Annotated in this window: 19 protein-coding genes; 16 read left to right on the plus strand and 3 right to left on the minus strand. The window is 44.9% G+C overall.

Annotated features, from left to right (window positions below; genetic code table 11):
• The first annotated feature begins 60 nt into the window (after window positions 1-60).
• The 7 genes from rmuC to tatC all read left to right on the plus strand — a co-directional run bounded on the left by rmuC (window position 61) and on the right by tatC (window position 6,364).
• The gene (gene rmuC / locus OCV12_RS00325) at window positions 61-1,593 is read left to right on the plus strand and encodes a DNA recombination protein RmuC (RefSeq protein WP_261885078.1); all 1,533 of its coding nucleotides are present in this window, start codon (window positions 61-63) and stop codon (window positions 1,591-1,593) included.
• 65 nt (window positions 1,594-1,658) lie between these two features.
• Complete coding sequence (gene ubiE / locus OCV12_RS00330) at window positions 1,659-2,438, plus strand: bifunctional demethylmenaquinone methyltransferase/2-methoxy-6-polyprenyl-1,4-benzoquinol methylase UbiE (RefSeq protein WP_026012235.1); 780 nt, start codon at window positions 1,659-1,661, stop codon at window positions 2,436-2,438.
• Window positions 2,439-2,536: 98 nt separating this feature from the next.
• Window positions 2,537-3,142: a ubiquinone biosynthesis accessory factor UbiJ gene (locus OCV12_RS00335; RefSeq protein WP_017631979.1), complete on the plus strand. Its 606-nt coding sequence runs from the start codon at window positions 2,537-2,539 to the stop codon at window positions 3,140-3,142.
• A complete protein-coding gene (gene ubiB, locus OCV12_RS00340; RefSeq protein WP_017631978.1) occupies window positions 3,139-4,773 on the plus strand; it encodes a ubiquinone biosynthesis regulatory protein kinase UbiB in 1,635 nt (544 codons plus the stop codon). The genes OCV12_RS00335 and ubiB overlap by 4 nt, the downstream gene beginning before the upstream one ends.
• A gap of 55 nt (window positions 4,774-4,828) precedes the next feature.
• Window positions 4,829-5,071, plus strand: coding sequence for a Sec-independent protein translocase subunit TatA (tatA, locus tag OCV12_RS00345; RefSeq protein WP_017631977.1), 243 nt, complete (start codon window positions 4,829-4,831; stop codon window positions 5,069-5,071).
• Between the two features lie 3 nt (window positions 5,072-5,074).
• Window positions 5,075-5,482, plus strand: a complete 408-nt coding sequence (tatB, locus tag OCV12_RS00350) for a Sec-independent protein translocase protein TatB (protein ID WP_239847929.1) — start codon at window positions 5,075-5,077, stop codon at window positions 5,480-5,482.
• A 129-nt stretch (window positions 5,483-5,611) separates the two neighbouring features.
• The gene (tatC, locus tag OCV12_RS00355; protein ID WP_017631975.1) at window positions 5,612-6,364 is read left to right on the plus strand and encodes a twin-arginine translocase subunit TatC; all 753 of its coding nucleotides are present in this window, start codon (window positions 5,612-5,614) and stop codon (window positions 6,362-6,364) included.
• A gap of 315 nt (window positions 6,365-6,679) precedes the next feature.
• On the opposite strand, the gene OCV12_RS00360 is transcribed toward tatC, so the two are convergent.
• Window positions 6,680-7,441 (minus strand): TatD family hydrolase, encoded by a 762-nt coding sequence (locus OCV12_RS00360; RefSeq protein WP_261885079.1) that lies wholly within the window; start codon window positions 7,439-7,441, stop codon window positions 6,680-6,682.
• A 208-nt stretch (window positions 7,442-7,649) separates the two neighbouring features.
• Between OCV12_RS00360 and hemB the strand changes: the two genes are divergently transcribed.
• From hemB to OCV12_RS24995, 4 genes are all read left to right on the plus strand, one after another.
• Window positions 7,650-8,693 carry a porphobilinogen synthase gene (hemB, locus tag OCV12_RS00365; protein WP_261885080.1) on the plus strand — a complete coding sequence of 348 codons (1,044 nt, stop codon included), beginning with the start codon at window positions 7,650-7,652 and terminating at the stop codon, window positions 8,691-8,693.
• A gap of 77 nt (window positions 8,694-8,770) precedes the next feature.
• Window positions 8,771-9,214 carry a GNAT family protein gene (locus tag OCV12_RS00370; protein WP_261885081.1) on the plus strand — a complete coding sequence of 148 codons (444 nt, stop codon included), beginning with the start codon at window positions 8,771-8,773 and terminating at the stop codon, window positions 9,212-9,214.
• Window positions 9,215-9,905: 691 nt separating this feature from the next.
• The gene (gene polA, locus OCV12_RS00375; protein ID WP_261885082.1) at window positions 9,906-12,704 is read left to right on the plus strand and encodes a DNA polymerase I; all 2,799 of its coding nucleotides are present in this window, start codon (window positions 9,906-9,908) and stop codon (window positions 12,702-12,704) included.
• Between the two features lie 193 nt (window positions 12,705-12,897).
• Window positions 12,898-12,945: a hypothetical protein gene (locus OCV12_RS24995; RefSeq protein ID WP_438356636.1), complete on the plus strand. Its 48-nt coding sequence runs from the start codon at window positions 12,898-12,900 to the stop codon at window positions 12,943-12,945.
• Window positions 12,946-13,211: 266 nt separating this feature from the next.
• Here OCV12_RS24995 and OCV12_RS00380 read toward each other — a convergent pair whose 3' ends face one another.
• Both OCV12_RS00380 and yihA read right to left on the minus strand, forming a co-directional pair.
• Window positions 13,212-13,811 carry a GTP-binding protein gene (locus tag OCV12_RS00380; protein WP_261885083.1) on the minus strand — a complete coding sequence of 200 codons (600 nt, stop codon included), beginning with the start codon at window positions 13,809-13,811 and terminating at the stop codon, window positions 13,212-13,214.
• A 217-nt stretch (window positions 13,812-14,028) separates the two neighbouring features.
• Window positions 14,029-14,688, minus strand: a complete 660-nt coding sequence (gene yihA / locus OCV12_RS00385) for a ribosome biogenesis GTP-binding protein YihA/YsxC (RefSeq protein WP_017060162.1) — start codon at window positions 14,686-14,688, stop codon at window positions 14,029-14,031.
• A 148-nt stretch (window positions 14,689-14,836) separates the two neighbouring features.
• Here yihA and OCV12_RS00390 point away from each other — a divergent pair, with 148 nt between their 5' ends.
• From OCV12_RS00390 to hemN, 5 genes are all read left to right on the plus strand, one after another.
• Entirely contained in the window at window positions 14,837-15,454 is a 618-nt protein-coding gene (locus OCV12_RS00390; RefSeq protein WP_017631971.1) for a c-type cytochrome, read from the plus strand.
• A 571-nt stretch (window positions 15,455-16,025) separates the two neighbouring features.
• Entirely contained in the window at window positions 16,026-16,664 is a 639-nt protein-coding gene (locus tag OCV12_RS00395) for a class I SAM-dependent methyltransferase (protein WP_086711605.1), read from the plus strand.
• Entirely contained in the window at window positions 16,664-17,221 is a 558-nt protein-coding gene (yihI, locus tag OCV12_RS00400) for a Der GTPase-activating protein YihI (protein ID WP_176680687.1), read from the plus strand. Before OCV12_RS00395 ends, yihI begins: the two co-directional genes overlap by 1 nt.
• Before the next feature lie 6 nt (window positions 17,222-17,227).
• Window positions 17,228-17,716 carry a DUF2489 domain-containing protein gene (locus OCV12_RS00405; RefSeq protein ID WP_017631968.1) on the plus strand — a complete coding sequence of 163 codons (489 nt, stop codon included), beginning with the start codon at window positions 17,228-17,230 and terminating at the stop codon, window positions 17,714-17,716.
• Window positions 17,717-17,999: 283 nt separating this feature from the next.
• Entirely contained in the window at window positions 18,000-19,391 is a 1,392-nt protein-coding gene (gene hemN / locus OCV12_RS00410; RefSeq protein WP_176680688.1) for an oxygen-independent coproporphyrinogen III oxidase, read from the plus strand.
• Window positions 19,392-19,457 lie beyond the last annotated feature (66 nt).

Raw genomic sequence — 19,457 nt, forward strand, 5'->3', positions numbered from 1 at the left:
ATTTATCCAGTATCAAAATACCATTTAATGAGTTATTTCCAATTAGGCTAAATCATTATCATGCAATGGATTATCGAACATCAGGCAACGCTTATTGCTGCAATTTCTGGCGCGCTCGTCAGTGGTGGTGTCGTGGGTTGGTGGGTTAAACAGAAGCTCTCTTTTCAGCAGCGATTGCTCGAGCAGCAGCTAGAGTCCGATCGTTTGTTGCATGAATCTCAGCAGTCGCAGCTCAAATCATCACTCGCAGAGGCGCAGCAAGAGCTTGATGAGTTGGATGACGACCGAGACAAAGCGGCACTCGAGCTTAAGCAAGCGCACGGCAAGGTGATGGCTGCGATGGAAAAGCTTCGCTACTTTGAAGCAGTGAAGCAAGAGCGTCAGCAGTATGCTGATGAGATCAATGTGCTGAAAGACCATAAATCTGAATTGGAAGCCGAACTGCGAGAGCAAGAAGCAAGGCACGATCAGGAAAACCTCGCCAATAGTGAAAAGCTGCAACTGTTAGAGCAAGCTGAATCACGTTTGAAGCAACAGTTTGAACACCTTGCTAATCAACTGTTTGAAACCAAAACCGCTAAGGTCGATCAACAGAACAAGCAAAGCTTAGAAGGCTTGTTGTCGCCGTTGAGAGAGCAATTAGAAGGCTTTAAGAAGCAGGTTAATGACAGCTTTAGCCAAGAAGCCAAAGAGCGTCACACCTTAGTGCATGAACTGAAAAATCTGCAGCGCCTCAACGAAAGCATGACGCGTGAAGCGGTTAACCTGACTCAAGCGCTCAAGGGTGATAACAAGCAGCAAGGTAACTGGGGTGAGGTGGTATTGGCGCGTGTGCTTGCTGAATCAGGCCTGCGAGAAGGTCATGAATACCAAACGCAAGTGAATCTACAAAACGATGCCGGCAAACGCTATCAGCCTGATGTGATTGTCCATTTACCACAAGATAAGCAAGTAGTGGTCGATTCGAAAATGGCGTTGGTCGCGTTTGAACGCTACTTCAATGCAGAAACCGATCAGCAGCGTGATGCTGCACTGCGTGATCACTTGGTGTCGTTAAGAGCGCACATCAAAGGTCTGAGCCAGAAGGATTATCATCAGCTTAAAGGCATCCAGAGTTTGGACTATGTGTTGATGTTTATCCCGGTCGAACCTGCATTCCAAGTCGCGATTCAAGCCGACCCTAGCTTGGTGAAAGACGCTATGGAGCAAAACATCATCTTAGTCAGCCCAACGACCTTGCTGGTGGCACTGCGTACCATTGATAACCTGTGGCGCAATGAAAGACAGAACCAGAACGCACAAGTCATCGCAGAGCGTGCAAGTAAGCTTTACGACAAACTGCGCTTGTTTGTCGATGACATGGAAGGCCTTGGTAGCTCGTTAGATAGAGCGAACCAAAGCTATCAAGGCGCGATGAACAAGCTAGTCACAGGCCGCGGCAACGTGATTCGTCAGGCCGAAAGCTTCAAGCAGCTCGGGGTTGAGGTGAAGAAACCTATCTCGATTGGTTTGGCCGAAATGGCGCAAAATGAGGCTTTTTCAGAAAATGCCTCCTTAGTAGAAAGACAACCCGCTGAGGATAAAGTAAACTAATCGGCCGCAGCGCCTCTAAACACGGAGCGTGCTGTCGATGAGAACTTACCATGGTAGATAACAGCATTATGGACACAAGCGTGCAGACAAATTCAGCAGTAGAGTCAGAAACCACACACTTTGGTTTCGAAACAGTCGCGAAAGACGAAAAAGTCGCGAAAGTAGCAGAGGTATTTCACTCTGTAGCCGCTAAATACGACATCATGAATGACTTGATGTCGGGTGGTGTTCACCGCTTGTGGAAGCGATTTACGATTGATTGCAGTGGCGTTCGCCCTGGTCAGCGTATCCTAGATCTTGGTGGTGGTACTGGCGATCTTACTGCGAAATTCTCGCGTATCGTTGGTGAAAAAGGCCACGTGGTTCTTGCTGATATCAACAACTCAATGCTGAATGTTGGCCGCGATAAGCTGCGTGATAGTGGCATTGTTGGCAACGTACACTACGTACAAGCGAACGCTGAAGAGTTGCCTTTCCCAGATAACTACTTCGATTGCATTACGATCAGCTTCTGTCTGCGTAACGTAACCGATAAAGACCAAGCGCTGCGTTCTATGTACCGCGTGCTTAAGCCAGGTGGCCGTCTGTTGGTTCTTGAGTTTTCTAAGCCAGTGCTTGAGCCACTATCAAAGGTTTACGATGCATACTCTTTCCACCTGTTGCCAAAAATGGGTGAGCTGATTGCTAACGATGCAGACAGTTACCGTTACCTTGCAGAATCTATTCGTATGCACCCAAATCAAGAGACTTTGGAAGGCATGATGCAAGAAGCGGGTTTTGAAAATACAAAATACTTCAACCTAACGGGCGGCATTGTTGCGCTGCACCGCGGTTACAAGTTCTAGTCGAACTTGGTAGCAGGCTCGCTGAGCGTGCTAAACAATAAGAATAAAGATAGAACGGATAGGTTAAGGCTTATCCGTTTTCAAAGGTAAGGACAGTCATGCCATTTGATCCATTGGTAACCGCGGTTATTGAAACCTCTTTAAATACTTTCGTGAACGATGATCCAGCTTTGGTTCGTCGTTTGTCTCGTTTAAAAGGGCAGATCATTCAAGTCAATTTGAAAGAGTTGAACAAAACACTCACTTTCGTTTTCAGCCAACAGATTGATGTGTTGTCAGAATACGAAGGGCAGCCTGACTGCTACCTATCTTTGAACCTATCGGTGTTACCTGAACTGCGTGAGCAATCGAACATCACCAAGCTGATCAAGCAAGATAAGCTGATCTTAGAAGGTGATATTCAACTGGCTCAAAAATTCGCTCAACTGATGACAGACTGCAAGCCGGATTTGGAAGAATGGTTGTCGCGTGTGACAGGTGATGTGGTTGCGCATACCTTGGTACAAGGCGTTAAGAATGTTGGTGGCCTTGTGGCTAAGCAAGCGACTAAGCATCAAAACCACCTCGCTCAGGTATTAACGGAAGAGTGGAAGATTGCTCCAGCGCCATTAGAAGTGGCACATTTTTGCGATCAGGTTGATGACGTGAAAAGCTCAGCAGCACGCCTTGAAGCTAAGTTGAACGCTCTGTTGGAGAAAGCATGACCCCAACAGAACTGAAACGTCTTTATCATATTATCAAGGTACAGTTGGAATATGGCCTTGATGAATTGATGCCAGAGCACCAATTGACCAAAGCCCCTTTGCTGGCGCGAAAGTCACTGTTTTGGCTTAAAAACAAGCATCAAGATAAAGAGTTGGGCCATCGCTTACGTCTCGCGCTGCAAGAACTTGGCCCTGTGTGGATCAAGTTCGGACAGATGATGTCGACACGTCGCGATCTGTTCCCTCCTCATATCGCTGATCAGCTAGCGCTGTTGCAAGACCAAGTTGCGCCATTCGATGGTGAACTGGCTAAGCAAGATATGGAAAAGGCGCTCGGTGGCAGCTTAGATAACTGGTTTACCGACTTTGATATCGAGCCTTTGGCTTCAGCTTCTATTGCTCAGGTGCATACTGCGAAACTCAAAGAGAGCGGCCGCGAGATTGTTCTCAAGGTAATTCGCCCTGATATTCGCCCGGTGATTGATGCAGATCTAAAACTGATGCACCGAATGGCGCGTATAGTCGCTAAGTCGCTTCCTGAAGCACGTCGTTTGAAACCTGTTGAAGTCGTTCACGAGTACGAGAAAACGTTACTGGATGAACTAGACCTGCGCCGTGAGGCAGCCAATGCGATTCAACTGCGCCGTAACTTTGAAGGCAGTGAAGAGCTGTATGTTCCAGAGGTAATCCCTGATTTAAGCAGTGAAACCTTGATGGTGTCAGAACGAATCTATGGTATTCAGGTTTCAGATATTGAGACGCTAAACGCCAACGGCACTAACATGAAATTGCTGGCCGAGCGTGGTGTGACGGTATTCTTCACCCAAGTGTTCCGTGATAGCTTTTTCCATGCAGACATGCACCCGGGCAACGTATTCGTTAACCCAGAAAACCCAGATAACCCGCAGTGGATAGGTTTGGATTGCGGCATTGTCGGCACGCTCAACAGCGAAGATAAGCGTTATTTAGCAGAGAACCTGCTGGCTTTCTTCAACCGAGATTACCGTAAAGTCGCCGAGCTGCACGTTGATTCGGGGTGGGTGCCACACGACACCAACGTCAACGACTTTGAGTTCGCGATTCGCATGGTGTGTGAGCCAATTTTTGCAAAACCACTTGGCGAGATCTCATTTGGCCATGTGTTGCTAAACTTATTTAATACAGCAAGACGTTTCAACATGGAGGTTCAGCCTCAGTTGGTGCTTCTACAGAAGACCTTGTTGTATGTTGAAGGCCTAGGTCGCCAGTTGTATCCGCAACTTGATTTGTGGGCAACGGCTAAGCCTTTCCTTGAAACTTGGATGATGAATCAGGTGGGGCCGCAAGCTGTGATCAACGCAGTGAAAGAGCGCGCGCCATTCTGGGCAGAAAAACTGCCAGAGCTGCCAGAGCTACTTTATGACAGCTTACGCCAAGGTAAAGCGATGAATCATAGAATGGATCAGCTTTATCAAGGCTATAGAGATAGTAAGCGCCAACAAGCAACTGGAAAGTTTTTGTTTGGTGTTGGAGCCACTTTAGTCGTATGCTCCGCAATATTAGTTTCAAGCCCTTATGAGCAGCTATCTATGGGCTGTGGCATCGCAGGTGTCACATTTTGGTTGCTTAGTTGGCGAGCTTACCGTCGTTAGACAGTAGACTCTCTTAATATTTTTTTATGTGTAGACAGACCCGAGGACAATGACAATGGGTGGTATCAGTATTTGGCAACTTCTAATCATTGCTGTAATTGTAATTTTGCTATTCGGAACAAAGAAACTGCGCGGCATGGGTGGTGACTTAGGTTCAGCGGTTAAAGGCTTCAAAAAAGCGATGAGCGATGAAGACAAGCCTGCAGATAAGAAAGATGCAGACTTCGAACCAAAGAATATTGAACAGCAGAAGACAGAAGCGACTGCTGAAACAAAGAAAGACAAAGAGCAGGCGTAAATCGTGTTTGATATCGGTTTTTGGGAACTGGTATTAATATCTGTCGTTGGGTTGGTGGTTCTAGGCCCTGAGCGTTTGCCTGTTGCGATTCGCAGCGTATCCAAGTTTGTTGGTGCGGCGAAAAGTATGGCAAACAGTGTGAAAGATGAACTTTCTCACGAGCTTAAAGTGCAAGAGCTACAAGAAAACCTACGTAAGGCGGAACAAATGGGTATGGAAGATTTATCTCCAGACCTTAAAGCATCAGTCGATGAACTTAAGCAGGCCGCTGCTGAAGTCCAACGTCCGTATGCTAAGCCTGAGTCTGATAAGCCAAGTGAGACTAAACCTAGTGTCACGGAAACTGCTGAGCCTGAAACCATTCAGACTAGCAGCGAAGCTTCAGCACCGTCAGATAAGAAAGCCGAATAGTCTCGCAAGGAGGAGTCGTCTGATACCTAATTAGCTAGATACTTAAATAGACAGCTATTTGAGTAAATAACTATTCAAGTAGATAGGTACACGCGGCTCCTTTCGATCTTCCTGTTTAAGAGGTTTGACATGTCTTCGACTGAGCAGACACAGCCTTTAATTAGCCATCTTCTGGAACTACGTAATCGCTTATTGCGCGCGATTGTCGCGGTTCTGGTTGTGTTTATCGGGCTAATTTATTTTGCTAATGATATTTATGAATTCGTATCAGCACCTTTAGTAGATCGTCTACCTGAAGGGGCGACGATGATCGCAACGGATGTTGCATCGCCATTTTTCACACCACTGAAATTAACCTTAATCGCGTCTATTTTTGTCGCGGTGCCGTTTATTTTGTATCAGGTGTGGGCGTTTGTTGCTCCGGGTTTATACAAGCATGAGAAGCGCTTGATCATGCCGCTTTTGGCATCAAGTTCTTTGCTGTTTTACTGTGGTGTAGCGTTTGCTTACTTCGTGGTATTCCCGCTGGTATTTAGCTTCTTCACGGCTATCTCTTTGGGGCAGGTAGAGTTCGCAACAGACATATCGAGCTATCTCGATTTTGTACTCGCGCTGTTCTTTGCGTTTGGTATTGCTTTTGAAGTGCCTGTCGCGATTATCTTGTTGTGTTGGACTGGAGCGACAACTCCGAAGGCTTTATCTGAAAAGCGTCCTTACATTGTCGTGGGTGCTTTCATCATCGGTATGATGCTGACACCACCAGATATGATCTCACAAACACTGTTGGCGATTCCAATGTGTATTCTGTTTGAGATTGGTCTGTTCTTTGCGCGCTTCTATGTGCGTAAGCCAGATGCTGACGAAGAAGAAGCCGAGTCTTGATTCGCAAGATTCTTTGAGAACATGTTCGAGCGTGTTCTCAAGCAAAAATCATAGAATAAAAAAGCGGCCTAGGGCCGCTTTTTTATTATGTCCGTTTATCGAATTTTTAACTGATAGCCACAGTTCTGACATATATAGAGCTCTTTAATGCCCAAAATTTTATGCCATAGGGTTCGATGCTGACGTTGTAAGTGTTGTGAATGGTCACACATAATCAACTACCTCCATATGCAGGTGATTGATACTATACACATCACTTTGCTTTAACAAATAAATCGGCTATAAATTCATAAAATTATCTTATTAATAGATTTATCATAAATTAAACAATGACTTAGCATTTGCTGTGGTTATGTTTTCGACTTCTTCAAGGGTAATTCCGCGCAGTTCGGCGATGCGTTTTGCGACCAATTCTGTGTAAGCAGGCTCATTGCGTTTGCCGCGATTTGGCGTCGGTGCCAAGTAGGGGCAATCTGTTTCTAGGATGACGTAATTCATATCCAGATGTGGAATTACCTTATCCATTCCTGAATTCTTAAAGGTCGAAACACCACCTAATCCGAGATGAAAGCCGAGCGCGTTGATCGCTTGAGCTTCTTCTAAGCTGCTGCCAAAACAGTGGAATACGCCACGTAAGCTGCCATCTTGCTCTTTTTTAAGTAACTCTAATGTCTCTTCAATAGAGTCGCGCGTGTGGATCACGACTGGTAGATCGAGATCTTTTGCCCACTGTAACTGAGTCACAAACGCCATCTCTTGCTCGGCCTTGAAGGTTTTATCCCAGTACAGGTCGATACCAATCTCACCCACGGCGATGAAGTTATGCTTGTCGAACCAAGCACGAATGGTCTTTAGTGTTTCTTCAATATTTCCATCCACATAACAAGGGTGTAAGCCCATCATTGAACGGCACACATCAGGAAACTGAGCTTCCGTCGCTAGCATTGGCTCGATAGATTCTAAGTCGATGTTCGGCAATAGAATGGTATCAATCCCTTGAGCCAGTGCGCGCTCTACAACTTGCTCGCGGTCTTCATCAAATTCGCTCGCGTAAATATGAGCATGAGTGTCGATCATTGTTTTGTCCTGAAAGCGGTCTTTACTGAGTTGTCATGAGTATACGGCAGTGTGAGGAGAAGGTCATTTTTTGCCATTTCTCCCTGTTTTTGAGTGGGTTTTATATTTTACTGCTAGCGTCCTGAGCCATCAGTGATATGCTTTTGCCTGTATTTAGCACTTTTCATATCTAAGTATTTCGGTGCTTAGACTAGGCAAGGAGAATCTAGTGTCTGTTTCAATTCAAGGTCAATTCCCAGGTCGCCGTATGCGCCGTATGCGTAAGCACGACTTTAGCCGTCGCCTAATGGCAGAAAATCAATTGTCTGTGGATGATCTAATCTACCCAATGTTTATCCTGATGGGTAAAGACCGCCGCGAGCCTGTAGAGTCAATGCCGGGTGTTGAACGCCTGTCGATCGACCTTATGCTTGAGGAAGCGGATTACCTGTCTAAACTGGGTGTTCCTGCGATTGCTCTATTTCCAGTCGTGAACCAAGATGCTAAAAGCTTATGTGCAGCTGAGGCCCATAACTCTGAAGGTTTGGTTCAGCGTGCAGTACGCTCATTAAAAGAACATGTGCCAAACATTGGTGTTATCACTGATGTAGCACTAGACCCGTTCACCACACATGGCCAAGACGGCATCATCGATGAAGATGGCTACGTGATGAACGATGAGACCACTAAAGTCCTGATCAAGCAGGCTTTGTCTCATGCTGAAGCGGGTGCTGATGTGGTTGCACCATCGGATATGATGGACGGTCGTATTGGTAAAATCCGTGAAGCGTTAGAAGAAGCAGGTCATATTCATACCCAAATCATGGCTTATTCGGCGAAGTATGCATCTTGCTACTACGGCCCATTCCGTGATGCCGTCGGCAGTGCCTCGAACCTGAAAGGTGGTAACAAGAAGAACTATCAGATGGATCCTGCAAACAGCGATGAAGCAATTCACGAAGTGGCGATGGATCTTAATGAAGGTGCCGACATGGTGATGGTGAAGCCAGGCATGCCTTACCTAGACATCGTGCGCCGTGTGAAGCATGAACTGCAAGCGCCGACATTTGCTTATCAAGTGTCTGGTGAATACGCGATGCACAAAGCAGCAATTCAAAACGGTTGGCTGAAAGAGCGCGACACCGTTATGGAATCACTGCTGTGCTTTAAGCGTGCGGGTGCCGATGGCATTCTGACTTACTTCGCTAAAGATGTGGCTGAGTGGCTTGCAGAAGACAACGCACAAGCAGCAGAGCACCTAAAAGAAAAGTAGCGATCTAGCGTTGCTTAACTGATCACTAAAAGGGTTGGCCATTGTGCCAGCCCTTTCGTTTATGAGGATGAAATAAGATGTCAGTCATCGTACGTGAAGGCTCACTGGAAGAAGTGGTTTCGGTTGTGGAGCAGATCTCTGAGTTTGCGAAAAAAGAGAGTGTAGCTTCTCTTTCAGAGCGATTATCAGGGAAGAAGAACCTGATCTTAGTGGCAGAAGAGGCAGGAGTTCTGCTTGGTTTTAAGATCGGCTATGAATTGGATCAGCAGACTTTTTACAGTTGGTTTGGTGGTGTGTCACCACTCGCAAGAAACAAAGGGGTCGCACAGTCTCAGTTAGATGTTCAGGAGCTGTGGGCGCAGCAACAAGGCTATAAGCAGCTGAAAGTGAAATCTCGTAACCAGTTCCCTGCGATGTTACGCCTGCTATTGAGAAACGGTTATCAAATCGAAAAACTGGAAGAAAAAGAAGACATTAATGAAAATAGAATCCATTTTTTGAAGCAATTATCAGTGTTGTGAATCGTTTTTAGCAGCGAGATAAAACATGAAAATGAAATTAAATGAGATTTATTATCATTTACTGGTTGACTATTAAATGAGAATCATTATTATTAAACCTGTCTTAGGGAATGAGGAAATGTTCACAAGGATGTTAAGTACTCAAGTATCAACTTGGTTACCCAACAGAATTCTCGCGAACTTGTACTAAGTTCTTTTTGACACGACATTGCTCACATTGCTTCCAGTGTAATTTATAGCTTTTAGGTAAAGCTGTGGTATTCAATTTGAATGGCTTTACCGGTTTTTGCTAGGCGACATCTTCGGGTGTCGCTTTTTTTATATCTCTATTTCAACAAGATGCATATTTAGTGGCGCGTATTTTTATGAATAAAACGCCATCAGCATTCTTTTCCACAATGCAAGATCGAAAAAAGATCGTTGATCATATGTTCGATCTGTAATTTTATCCTTTATTTTCAGTTATTTATTTGTATTTTTTGCTTGGTTCACCTTAGTTCTCAACAGGGTGGATAAATAATATAAACAGAGTTATCCACAGAACGCTTGTGTCTAAGAACAAAAAATAGCAACAAATTGATTATAACGAACACAACCGAGTGAACGGATACGGATCGACAACGTGGAATCCAACCAACAGACGTGGCATTCTTAACAGATAATTTCTGTACTTACTGGATACACAAACATTATGGCTCGTATTCCTGATAATCCATTGATTCTGATCGATGGCTCTTCTTACCTATATCGCGCGTTCCATGCTTACCCTGGCACAATGAGCAATGGTGATATCCCAACCAATGCCGTTTACGGTGTAGTTAACATGCTGCGTAGCATGATGCGTCAATTTGCTTCTGATCGTATTGCGGTTATTTTTGATGCGAAAGGAAAGACGTTCCGTGATGACATGTACCCAGAGTACAAAGCAAACCGTCCACCCATGCCTGACGATCTTCGTTGCCAGATCGAACCTTTGCACAATGTGATTCGTGCGATGGGCTTGCCACTTATCTCTATTCCCGGCGTTGAAGCGGATGACGTGATCGGTACGCTTGCTTCTCAAGCTTCTGCGATGGGTATGCCTGTGCTTATTAGTACTGGTGATAAAGATATGGCGCAGCTGGTTGATGATAACGTTACTTTGATCAATACCATGACTAACGTGGTAATGGATCGTGAAGGCGTTATTGAGAAATTTGGTATCCCACCAGAGCTGATCATCGACTACCTTGCGCTGATGGGCGATAAAGTCGATAACATCCCAGGTGTTCCGGGTGTTGGTGATAAGACTGCGACAGCGTTACTGCAAGGTATCGGTAGCATCGAAAAGCTGTACCAAAATCTTGATGATATCGCGGCGCTTGGCTTCCGTGGTTCAAAGACCATGGCTAAAAAGCTGATTGATAATAAAGACAACGCTGAGATGTCTTACGAGCTTGCAACGATCAAACTGGATGTCGAGCTAGAAGAGACACCTGAGTCGCTTGTAAAAGCGCAACCAAACACGGATGAGCTGATTAAGCTATACGGTCAACTGGTCTTCAAATCTTGGCTGAATGAGCTACTTGAAGGTGGCAGCGGCGTGGTTGAGGCGGATGAAAAGTCGGGTGCAGTACGCAGCAGCACAGCATCAACTACTTCTACGGTAGAAATGAATACCTCTGCAGTGACGATTGATCGCAGCAACTACGAAACCATCTTAGATGAAGCCTCTTTTAATGCGTGGCTAGAGAAACTGAAAGCGTCAGAGGTGTTTGCCTTTGATACTGAAACAGACAGCTTGGACTACATGGTGGCGAACCTCGTTGGCCTGTCATTCGCGACTGAAGAAGGCGTTGCCGCTTACGTACCGGTTGCCCATGATTACCTAGATGCACCGCAGCAGTTGGATCGTGATTGGGTACTTGAACAGCTTAAGCCGATTCTTGAAGATGATGCACAAGCGAAAGTAGGTCAGAACCTGAAGTACGATATGAGTGTGCTAGCACGCTACGGTATCGAGATGAAAGGCATCAAACACGACACCATGTTGGCGTCTTACGTTTTCAATAGCGTAGGTGGCAAGCATGATATGGACAGCCTAGCGCTGCGTTTCCTTCAGCACAGCTGCATCTCATTTGAGCAAATCGCAGGTAAAGGTAAGAAACAGCTTACTTTCAACCAGATTGAGCTGGGTGAAGCGTCTCCATACGCAGCAGAAGATGCTGACGTGACACTACGTCTTCATAACCGTTTGATGGAAAACATTGAACAAGATGAAAAGCTAAAAGCCATCTATGAAGAAATCGAAGTGCCACTGATCCCTGTAATGTCTCGCATTGAACGTACCGGTGTATTCATCGATGACATGTTGCTGGGCGCTCAATCGCAAGAGATTGCGGTTCGTCTGGATGAGCTAGAACAGAAAGCCTACGAGATTGCTGAGCAAGAGTTCAACATGAACTCGCCAAAACAGCTGCAAGCGATCCTGTTTGAAAAAATGGGTCTGCCTGTTATCAAGAAAACGCCATCAGGTGCACCTTCAACCAACGAAGAAGTGCTGCAAGAGTTGGCTCTTGATTACCCGCTACCTAAGCTGATCATTGAGTATCGTGGCCTTGCGAAACTAAAGTCGACCTACACAGATAAACTACCGAAGATGATCAACGCTGAAACGGGTCGTGTTCATACGTCTTATCACCAAGCGGTGACAGCAACGGGTCGTTTGTCTTCAACAGATCCAAACCTACAGAACATCCCTATTCGTAATGAAGAAGGCCGTCGTATCCGCCAAGCATTTGTTGCACAACATGGCTGGAAGATTCTAGCGGTCGATTACTCTCAAATTGAATTGCGTATCATGGCGCACCTTTCGGGTGATAAAGCGCTTCTGGAAGCATTCCAACAAGGCAAAGATATCCACGCGGCAACGGCGGCTGAGATCATCGGCGTTAATATTGAGGATGTAACGACAGAACAACGTCGTCGTGCTAAAGCCGTTAACTTCGGTCTTATCTACGGTATGAGTGCCTTTGGCTTGGCTAAGCAACTGGGTATTCCTCGTGGTGAAGCACAACACTACATGGATACTTACTTCGAGCGTTACCCTGGCGTAATGCAGTATATGGAAGACACGCGCAGTGCAGCTTCAGAGCAAGGCTTCGTTGAAACCATTTACGGTCGTCGTCTGCACCTTCCTGAGATTCAATCTCGTAATGGCATGCGTCGTAAGGCTGCTGAACGTGCGGCGATCAATGCGCCAATGCAAGGCACAGCGGCAGACATCATTAAGAAAGCGATGTTGTTGGTGGACGAGTGGATTCAAGTGGAAGGCGATGGTCGTGTGAAACTGCTTATGCAGGTACACGATGAATTGGTGTTTGAAGTGGAAGAGTCATCTTTAGCCGAAATTGAAAGTAAAGTACAAGAATTGATGGAATCCGCTGCAGAGCTAGAAGTTCCGCTTGTCGCGGAAGCTGGCCACGGTGACAACTGGGATCAAGCCCACTAATCAGTTTTTGACCTTAATAAGTAAATTAGTATGAGCCAGTGCACAAACACTGGCTTTTTTTTGTCTCAAATAAAGTTAAGTCGTAATAAGAATTTAGGTGTTTTAATAAAACATTCATGAAAAAAAACTACAAAAATTGTTTTCATTTCTGAGCAATTGTTGTACATTAAATCTCGTAGGGTACAGAGGTAAGATGTTCTATCTTTCAGACCTTTTGTTTCACGTTATTGGATTAGGCTGATTCAGCCGCCCCAGTCAGTATTTGACTGGGGCGTTTTTTCTTGTGCGAAAGAAAAATATTTCCAACCTACCATTCCCCCGTAAAACCTCTCATTTTTAGTGCCTTTTATTACACTTTCTCAAGCACAGTGATAAACCCCTGATTTGCCTTAGTTCTGGAATTCGATCAGCTTTTGGTAATTTAAATCCGTCTCTAAGTCGATTGTTTTATCACTTGAAATAACTTTTATTTTACAAGTTATCGATAAAGGATTGATGGCTCACGCCTTATTTATCAGTGTATTGAGTCGGTGAATGCTCAATGTAATCCATGATTTTCTGTTGTTTCTCGGTGCTGTATTTCAGTGCTTCGGCGGTGATCTGGATGGATTGTGCCATCGAAGAGATATTGTTGGTCGCTTTTACCAAGGTTTGCTGCATGGGTTTGAGGATAAGCAGATAGATAGCGGTCAAAGCGATAATAATGACGGCGATAACGGCCGCCAGCGCAATGATGATCTTGGTCTGAATGTCATCCAACAGCACTTGGCTGGTTTGTTTAAAGGCGAGTCGAGATTGGTCTAAGGCCTGTGGCAGTTGATTGAGGGATGTCTTGGTGGAGCTCGCAAGCTTATTGATGCTTTCAACGGTTTGATTGAGGGCTTGTTGCTGGTCGTCGCTTAGATTGAGGTTGTTGACTATCGCCTGCAAAGATTGCGATATCACCTCAAGAGACTCACTCGCATCTTGGGCGTACTTTTCCATGCCATCTAGGTCTAATGTCATATCGACATTGATCAGTGGGGCTTGTTCTTGTTCTGCTTCAGAGGCAAACCCTGTCAGTGAGACCAATATAAGTGCAATGATGGCTAATGGTGTTTTCCACATGAGTATTCCTTTCTCATTGTTCTGATTATTTAGATGTGTCTTTTAGTATGGTTCACTTCTATTGGTTTTAGTGGCTAAATCCGATCTTTAACACTAAAAACTTAGGCTTAACTCACTCATTTTTGGGCAAAAAATACCCCACCTATATAAGGAGGGGCATTGATAAGGCTAAATCACGTGTTGTCAGTGAGTTAACCTATAGCGATAAGTAGGGAAATTACTCTGAGTCGTTGTGCTCTTCGTCCGCTAACTCATCAATGATTTGATCAGCAAGCGCTGGGGCAAACCACTCATCCATCTTGGCACGCAGTTGGTCGACGCCGATGCCCTTCATTGAAGAGAAGACATCAACCGCAACATCACCACCGAAAGATTTTGCATCGTTACGGATTTTCAATAGCTGTGCTTTACGCGCACCACTTTTCAGTTTGTCTGCTTTTGTTAACAAAACCTGTACTGGGATGCGGCTATCGATAGCCCAGTAGATCATTTGTTGGTCAAGGTCTTTCATTGGGTGACGGATATCCATCAATACCACTAAACCTTTCAGGCTTTCACGTCGTTGTAGGTATTCACCTAGTGACTTCTGCCATTTTTTCTTCATCTCAAGCGGTACTTGAGCAAAGCCATATCCAGGTAAATCGACGATATGACAACCGTCCGTTACCTTAAATAGGTTGATTAGCTGAGTTCGACCGGGTGTTTTACTGGTTTTCGCCAAGCTTTTTTGGTTTGTAACGCGATTTAGCGCGCTAGATTTACCAGCATTGGAGCGTCCTGCAAACGCAATTTCGATCCCTTCGTCTTCTGGTAAATGACGAATATCAGGTGCACTGGTAATGAAATGCGTGTTTTGATAATGAATTTTTACGCTCACTGTTAACTCCATCTCGACTTTGTGTAGTCGATTGATTACTTTTTTGTGAATTTGTGTAAAATAACCGTGCTCGGCATAAGGTCGCCTATTGTACCATGAGTGGCAACATAGAGTGGTACTGGAAGCTTGATAATTATAATGGAATGTCATGAAGAAATTAGCGCTAATTTTGAGTCTTTTAGCCAGCTGCTCAGTATGGGCTCAAGGTAGTATTGAAGCTGGTAAAGCCAAATCACAAACATGTGTTGCCTGCCACGGTGCTGACGGCAACAGTCTGATCACTCAGTACCCTAAGCTGGCTGGTCAACATGAGAAGTACCTAGAGAAGCAGTTAAAAGAGCTTAAGCTAGGTATGACAAGTGGTGGTAAGCAAGGTCGTTACGAACCTGTAATGGGTGCAATGGCGATGCCTTTATCTGAAGAAGATATGGCTGACCTAGCGGCATACTACGCATCTCTACCTATCTCTAGTAACTCTACTCCTGAAAATGTAGTAGATGAAGGTAAGGTTCTTTACACGGCGGGTAACGCAGAACGCGGCCTAACGGCGTGTATTGCTTGTCACGGTCCACGTGGTAACGGTACCGAACTTTCTGGTTTCCCTAAGATTTCTGGTCAACACGCAGATTACATCAAGGCTCAACTTGAAAAATTCCGCGATGGTAACCGTAATAACGACATGAATGCGATGATGCGTGATGTAGCTAAAAAGTTAACAGACGCAGAAATTGATACCTTATCGAAGTACGTTGGTGGTCTACACTAATTTGTCGGTTTCTTGCTCTTAGCTAGAGTGAAGAAATGTACGTTCGAGCGAGATTGAAGAGACGCCCCGATCAATTATGGTCGGGGCGTTTTCTTTTTGGCTAGTTTCTTTTGATTGGTACTAGTTATGAATCAATCGCTTATGTCTGATTTATCTATGTGTGATCAATTTGTGTTCGAAAGTGTGAACTCGCACTATTGTAGTCTTTTTGTAACACGGTAAAGTAACCGCCATCAGCTAGGAGCTGACTTAGATATGGATGATCATCTAGTCTAACGGTATAGACAGAAACGGATCAGGCTAGGACAGCCCAGCAACAAGGTGTTAGAAAAGGATAGCCAAAACTCATCAGGACGATGAACAAAAAACAAATTTGGCATGGAAAGCACCAATAACAAATGGAGATTTGTGTACCAAGTTGAGTATGCAAATTTTGGCCGATATAGGCAGATTTAGAGAGCGATAGGTTTTCCTATCGCTTTTTTTATTGATTTGATGAAAAAACACCCAATACCTCTCCACTATAAACGCAGTTTCTGGTATGTTTCGCATCCCTGTTTAAGGATGTGCTATGTATACTTGTCCCTTATGCCATCACCAAGGCGTGAATCACTATTTTGAAGACAAACGCAGAGCCTATCTGCAGTGTCAGCAATGTGAACTGGTATTTGTTAAACCTGAACAAAGGTTAGAAGCAAAAGAAGAAAAAGCACACTATGATCTCCATGAGAACGATCCTAGTGATGCAGGCTATCGCCGTTTTTTATCTCGCATCGCGGATCCACTAACAGACAAAATTTCATCTAACTCACAAGGGTTGGATTTTGGTTGTGGCCCAGGCCCTACGCTATCTATCATGTTAGAAGAAGCCGGACACACCATGGAGTTGTACGATATCTATTACCACCCAGAGACTTCTGTGTTGGAAAAAACGTACGATTTTATGACTGCCACGGAGGTGATTGAACATCTTTATCACCCAGACAAAGTGTGGCAGCAATGGTTGAATTTAGTTAAACCCAAAGGCTGGATTGGTCTTATGACTAAGCTAGTAATAGACGTAGATGCGTTTGCTGGTTGGCACTACAAGAATGACCCGACTCATGTTGTCTTCTTTAGTCGTCAAACATTCCAGTTTTTGGCAGAGCGGGATAAGCTCGAACTAGAATTTTTTGGAAATGATGTAATTTTACTGAGGAAAGTGCAGTAATGGCTCGTAGTAAAAAATCAAGAAAGCCGGGAGCTCTTGGCGCTCCGGAACCTATGGTTACTCGTAACCGTAGCGAATCTGATGTTGAAGGTCGTGAACGTAAGCGTGTTAAAAAGCGCAAAGGCCTAAAATCTGGCAGCCGTCACTCAGATGGTAGCGAAGCAAAACAGCGTAAAGCTGCACAAGCTCGCGACCCTCGTTTAGGCAGCAAGAAAAAAATCCCGCTGATTATTGAACCAGCGAAGAAGCCAACGAAACAAGAGCGTAAGCTATCTAACGAGCAAGAGTTAGAGATGCTTGAGAACGATGCTCAACTGAACACGCTGCTAGACCGCCTTGAAAATGGTGAAAACCTAGGTGCAGGTCTACAGAAGTTCGTTGACGAGAAGCTTGATCGTATCGAACACCTAATGGGTCGCTTAGGTCTGTTAGAGCCAGAAGAAGACGAAGAAGAGATCTTCGAAGAAGCACCAGTTGCCTCTAAGAAGAAAGCAAGCTCTGACGAAGACTTGTTATCTCAATTCGAAGACTTCGACTTAGACAGCTTTAAAGGTTAATAGCCAATGAACGTAACCTTATTAGCAATTGCTGGTGGAATTATCATTCTCGGCTTGGGCTCTTACGCAGGTTACCTTCTACTTCAAGTGAAGAAGCAGACGGAGTTGCAAAAGCAGCATCAAGCACTAGCCATTGAAAAACGTAACGCGACGATTTATGACAACGTAAATACTTTGTGTTTAGCGGGCATTCAAGGGCAGTGTGATTTACCTGAGATCAGTATCCGAGTGTGTATCATCATGGATAATGTTCAGGGCGATGAGCGTGTCGATTTAGATTCTGAATATCCTGCTCTTTCTGAGCTGTACCACATCGTTAAAGATATGGCGCGCGGAGAGGAAAGACAGGAACTGACGAAGAAAGAACGCATGCAGCAGAATCTCACACGCCATAAGGCCGAGACTCGCTTGAACGATGCGGTTATCGAAGATTTGAAAAGGTTGCAGGAGAAGGTTAAACCTCTCAATAACCAAATCAATATTCAGATGATCTAGTCGCTAAGACTATTAATATAGAGGCTCGTTTAATACACGGTGTATTTAAGATTCATTATCTTTAATCCCGAGTGCTGAATGAGCCTTCTTACCTCTTGCACCCCTGTATTTCGGTGCATTGTTAGTGATCAAGCTAGCAGTTCTGAGTTTTTATCTGAAAAAAAGATTTTGTCTTGAAACGACCTTACAAGTCGTGTGGCAAAATAACCCGTCTATATTTTAATGTATGTAAAATGATTTGAGAGACCTTAGGTTCTCGCGGATCTAAATTGGAAGTACCGCTATGTCGAGCAAGCCAGTAACAACGAATCAGCAAATCGTTTGGGATCAAGAGATCTTAAACAAGTACAACTATTCGGGACCTCGTTACACCTCATACCCAACTGCGTTGGAGTTTCATGAAGCGTTTACCGTCGCTGATTACGACATGGCGTGTACGCAATACCCAGAGCGTCCACTCTCTCTTTACGTGCATATCCCGTTCTGCCATAAGCTTTGTTACTACTGTGGTTGTAATAAGGTGATTACTCGTCACTCGCACAAAGCGGATGAGTATCTTGATGTGATTGAGCATGAAATCCGCCAACGTGCGTCTCTGCTTAATGGTCGCGAAGTGACTCAACTGCACTTCGGTGGCGGCACACCAACCTTCTTGAGCAAGACTCAAATCACTCGTTTGATGATGATTCTGCGTGATGAGTTTAACTTCACGGCGGATGCTGAAATCAGTATCGAAGTAGACCCTCGTGAAATTGAGCTAGATGTGCTCGATCACCTACGTAACGAAGGCTTTAACCGTCTGAGTATCGGTGTTCAAGACTTCAATAAAGAAGTACAGAAGCTGGTTAACCGTGAGCAAGATGAAGAGTTCATTATTGCGATGGTTCAACGTGCTAAAGAGCTAGGCTTCCGTTCAACTAACTTAGATTTGATCTACGGCCTGCCAAAGCAGACTCAAGCGCTATTCGCTGAAACACTGAAGCAAGTGCTTGAGATGAAGCCGGGTCGTCTATCGGTATTTAACTATGCGCACATGCCACAACTGTTTGCGGCGCAGCGTAAGATTAAAGATGAAGACTTGCCGGAAGCAAAAGAGAAAATGGCTATCCTGCAAGATACTATCGAGACTCTAACGGGTGCGGGTTACCAGTTCATCGGTATGGACCACTTCGCATTACCTGAAGACGAGCTCGCGGTTGCGCAGCGTGAAGGTATTCTGCATCGTAACTTCCAAGGCTACACGACCCAAGGTGAAGCTGACCTAATTGGTTTTGGTGTTTCTGCTATCTCTATGGTGGGTGATGCTTACGCACAAAACCAAAAAGAGCTGAAGAAATACTACGCTCAGGTCAACGACCTGCGCCACGCACTTTGGAAAGGTGTGGCACTCGATAGCGATGACCTTCTACGTCGTGAAGTGATCAAGCAGCTTATCTGTAACTTTAAGCTTGATAAGACCATGATCGAGTCTGAGTTCTCGGTTAACTTTAATCGTTACTTCAAGGAAGACTTAGAGCTTCTACAAACCTTCATTAATGATGAGTTGGTTGAAGTCGACGACAAAGAGATTCGCGTGACTCTGCGTGGCCGTTTGTTGATCCGTAACATCTGTATGTGTTTCGACAAATACCTACGCGCTAAGGCTCGCCAACAGCAATTCTCTCGCGTTATCTAATCGCTCGATTGAGAATAGAGACATAAAAAATGCCAGCATCATGCTGGCATTTTTGTATCTGTGGTT

Source organism: Vibrio pomeroyi, from assembly GCF_024347595.1.
Taxonomy (GTDB): Bacteria; Pseudomonadota; Gammaproteobacteria; order Enterobacterales; family Vibrionaceae; genus Vibrio; species Vibrio pomeroyi.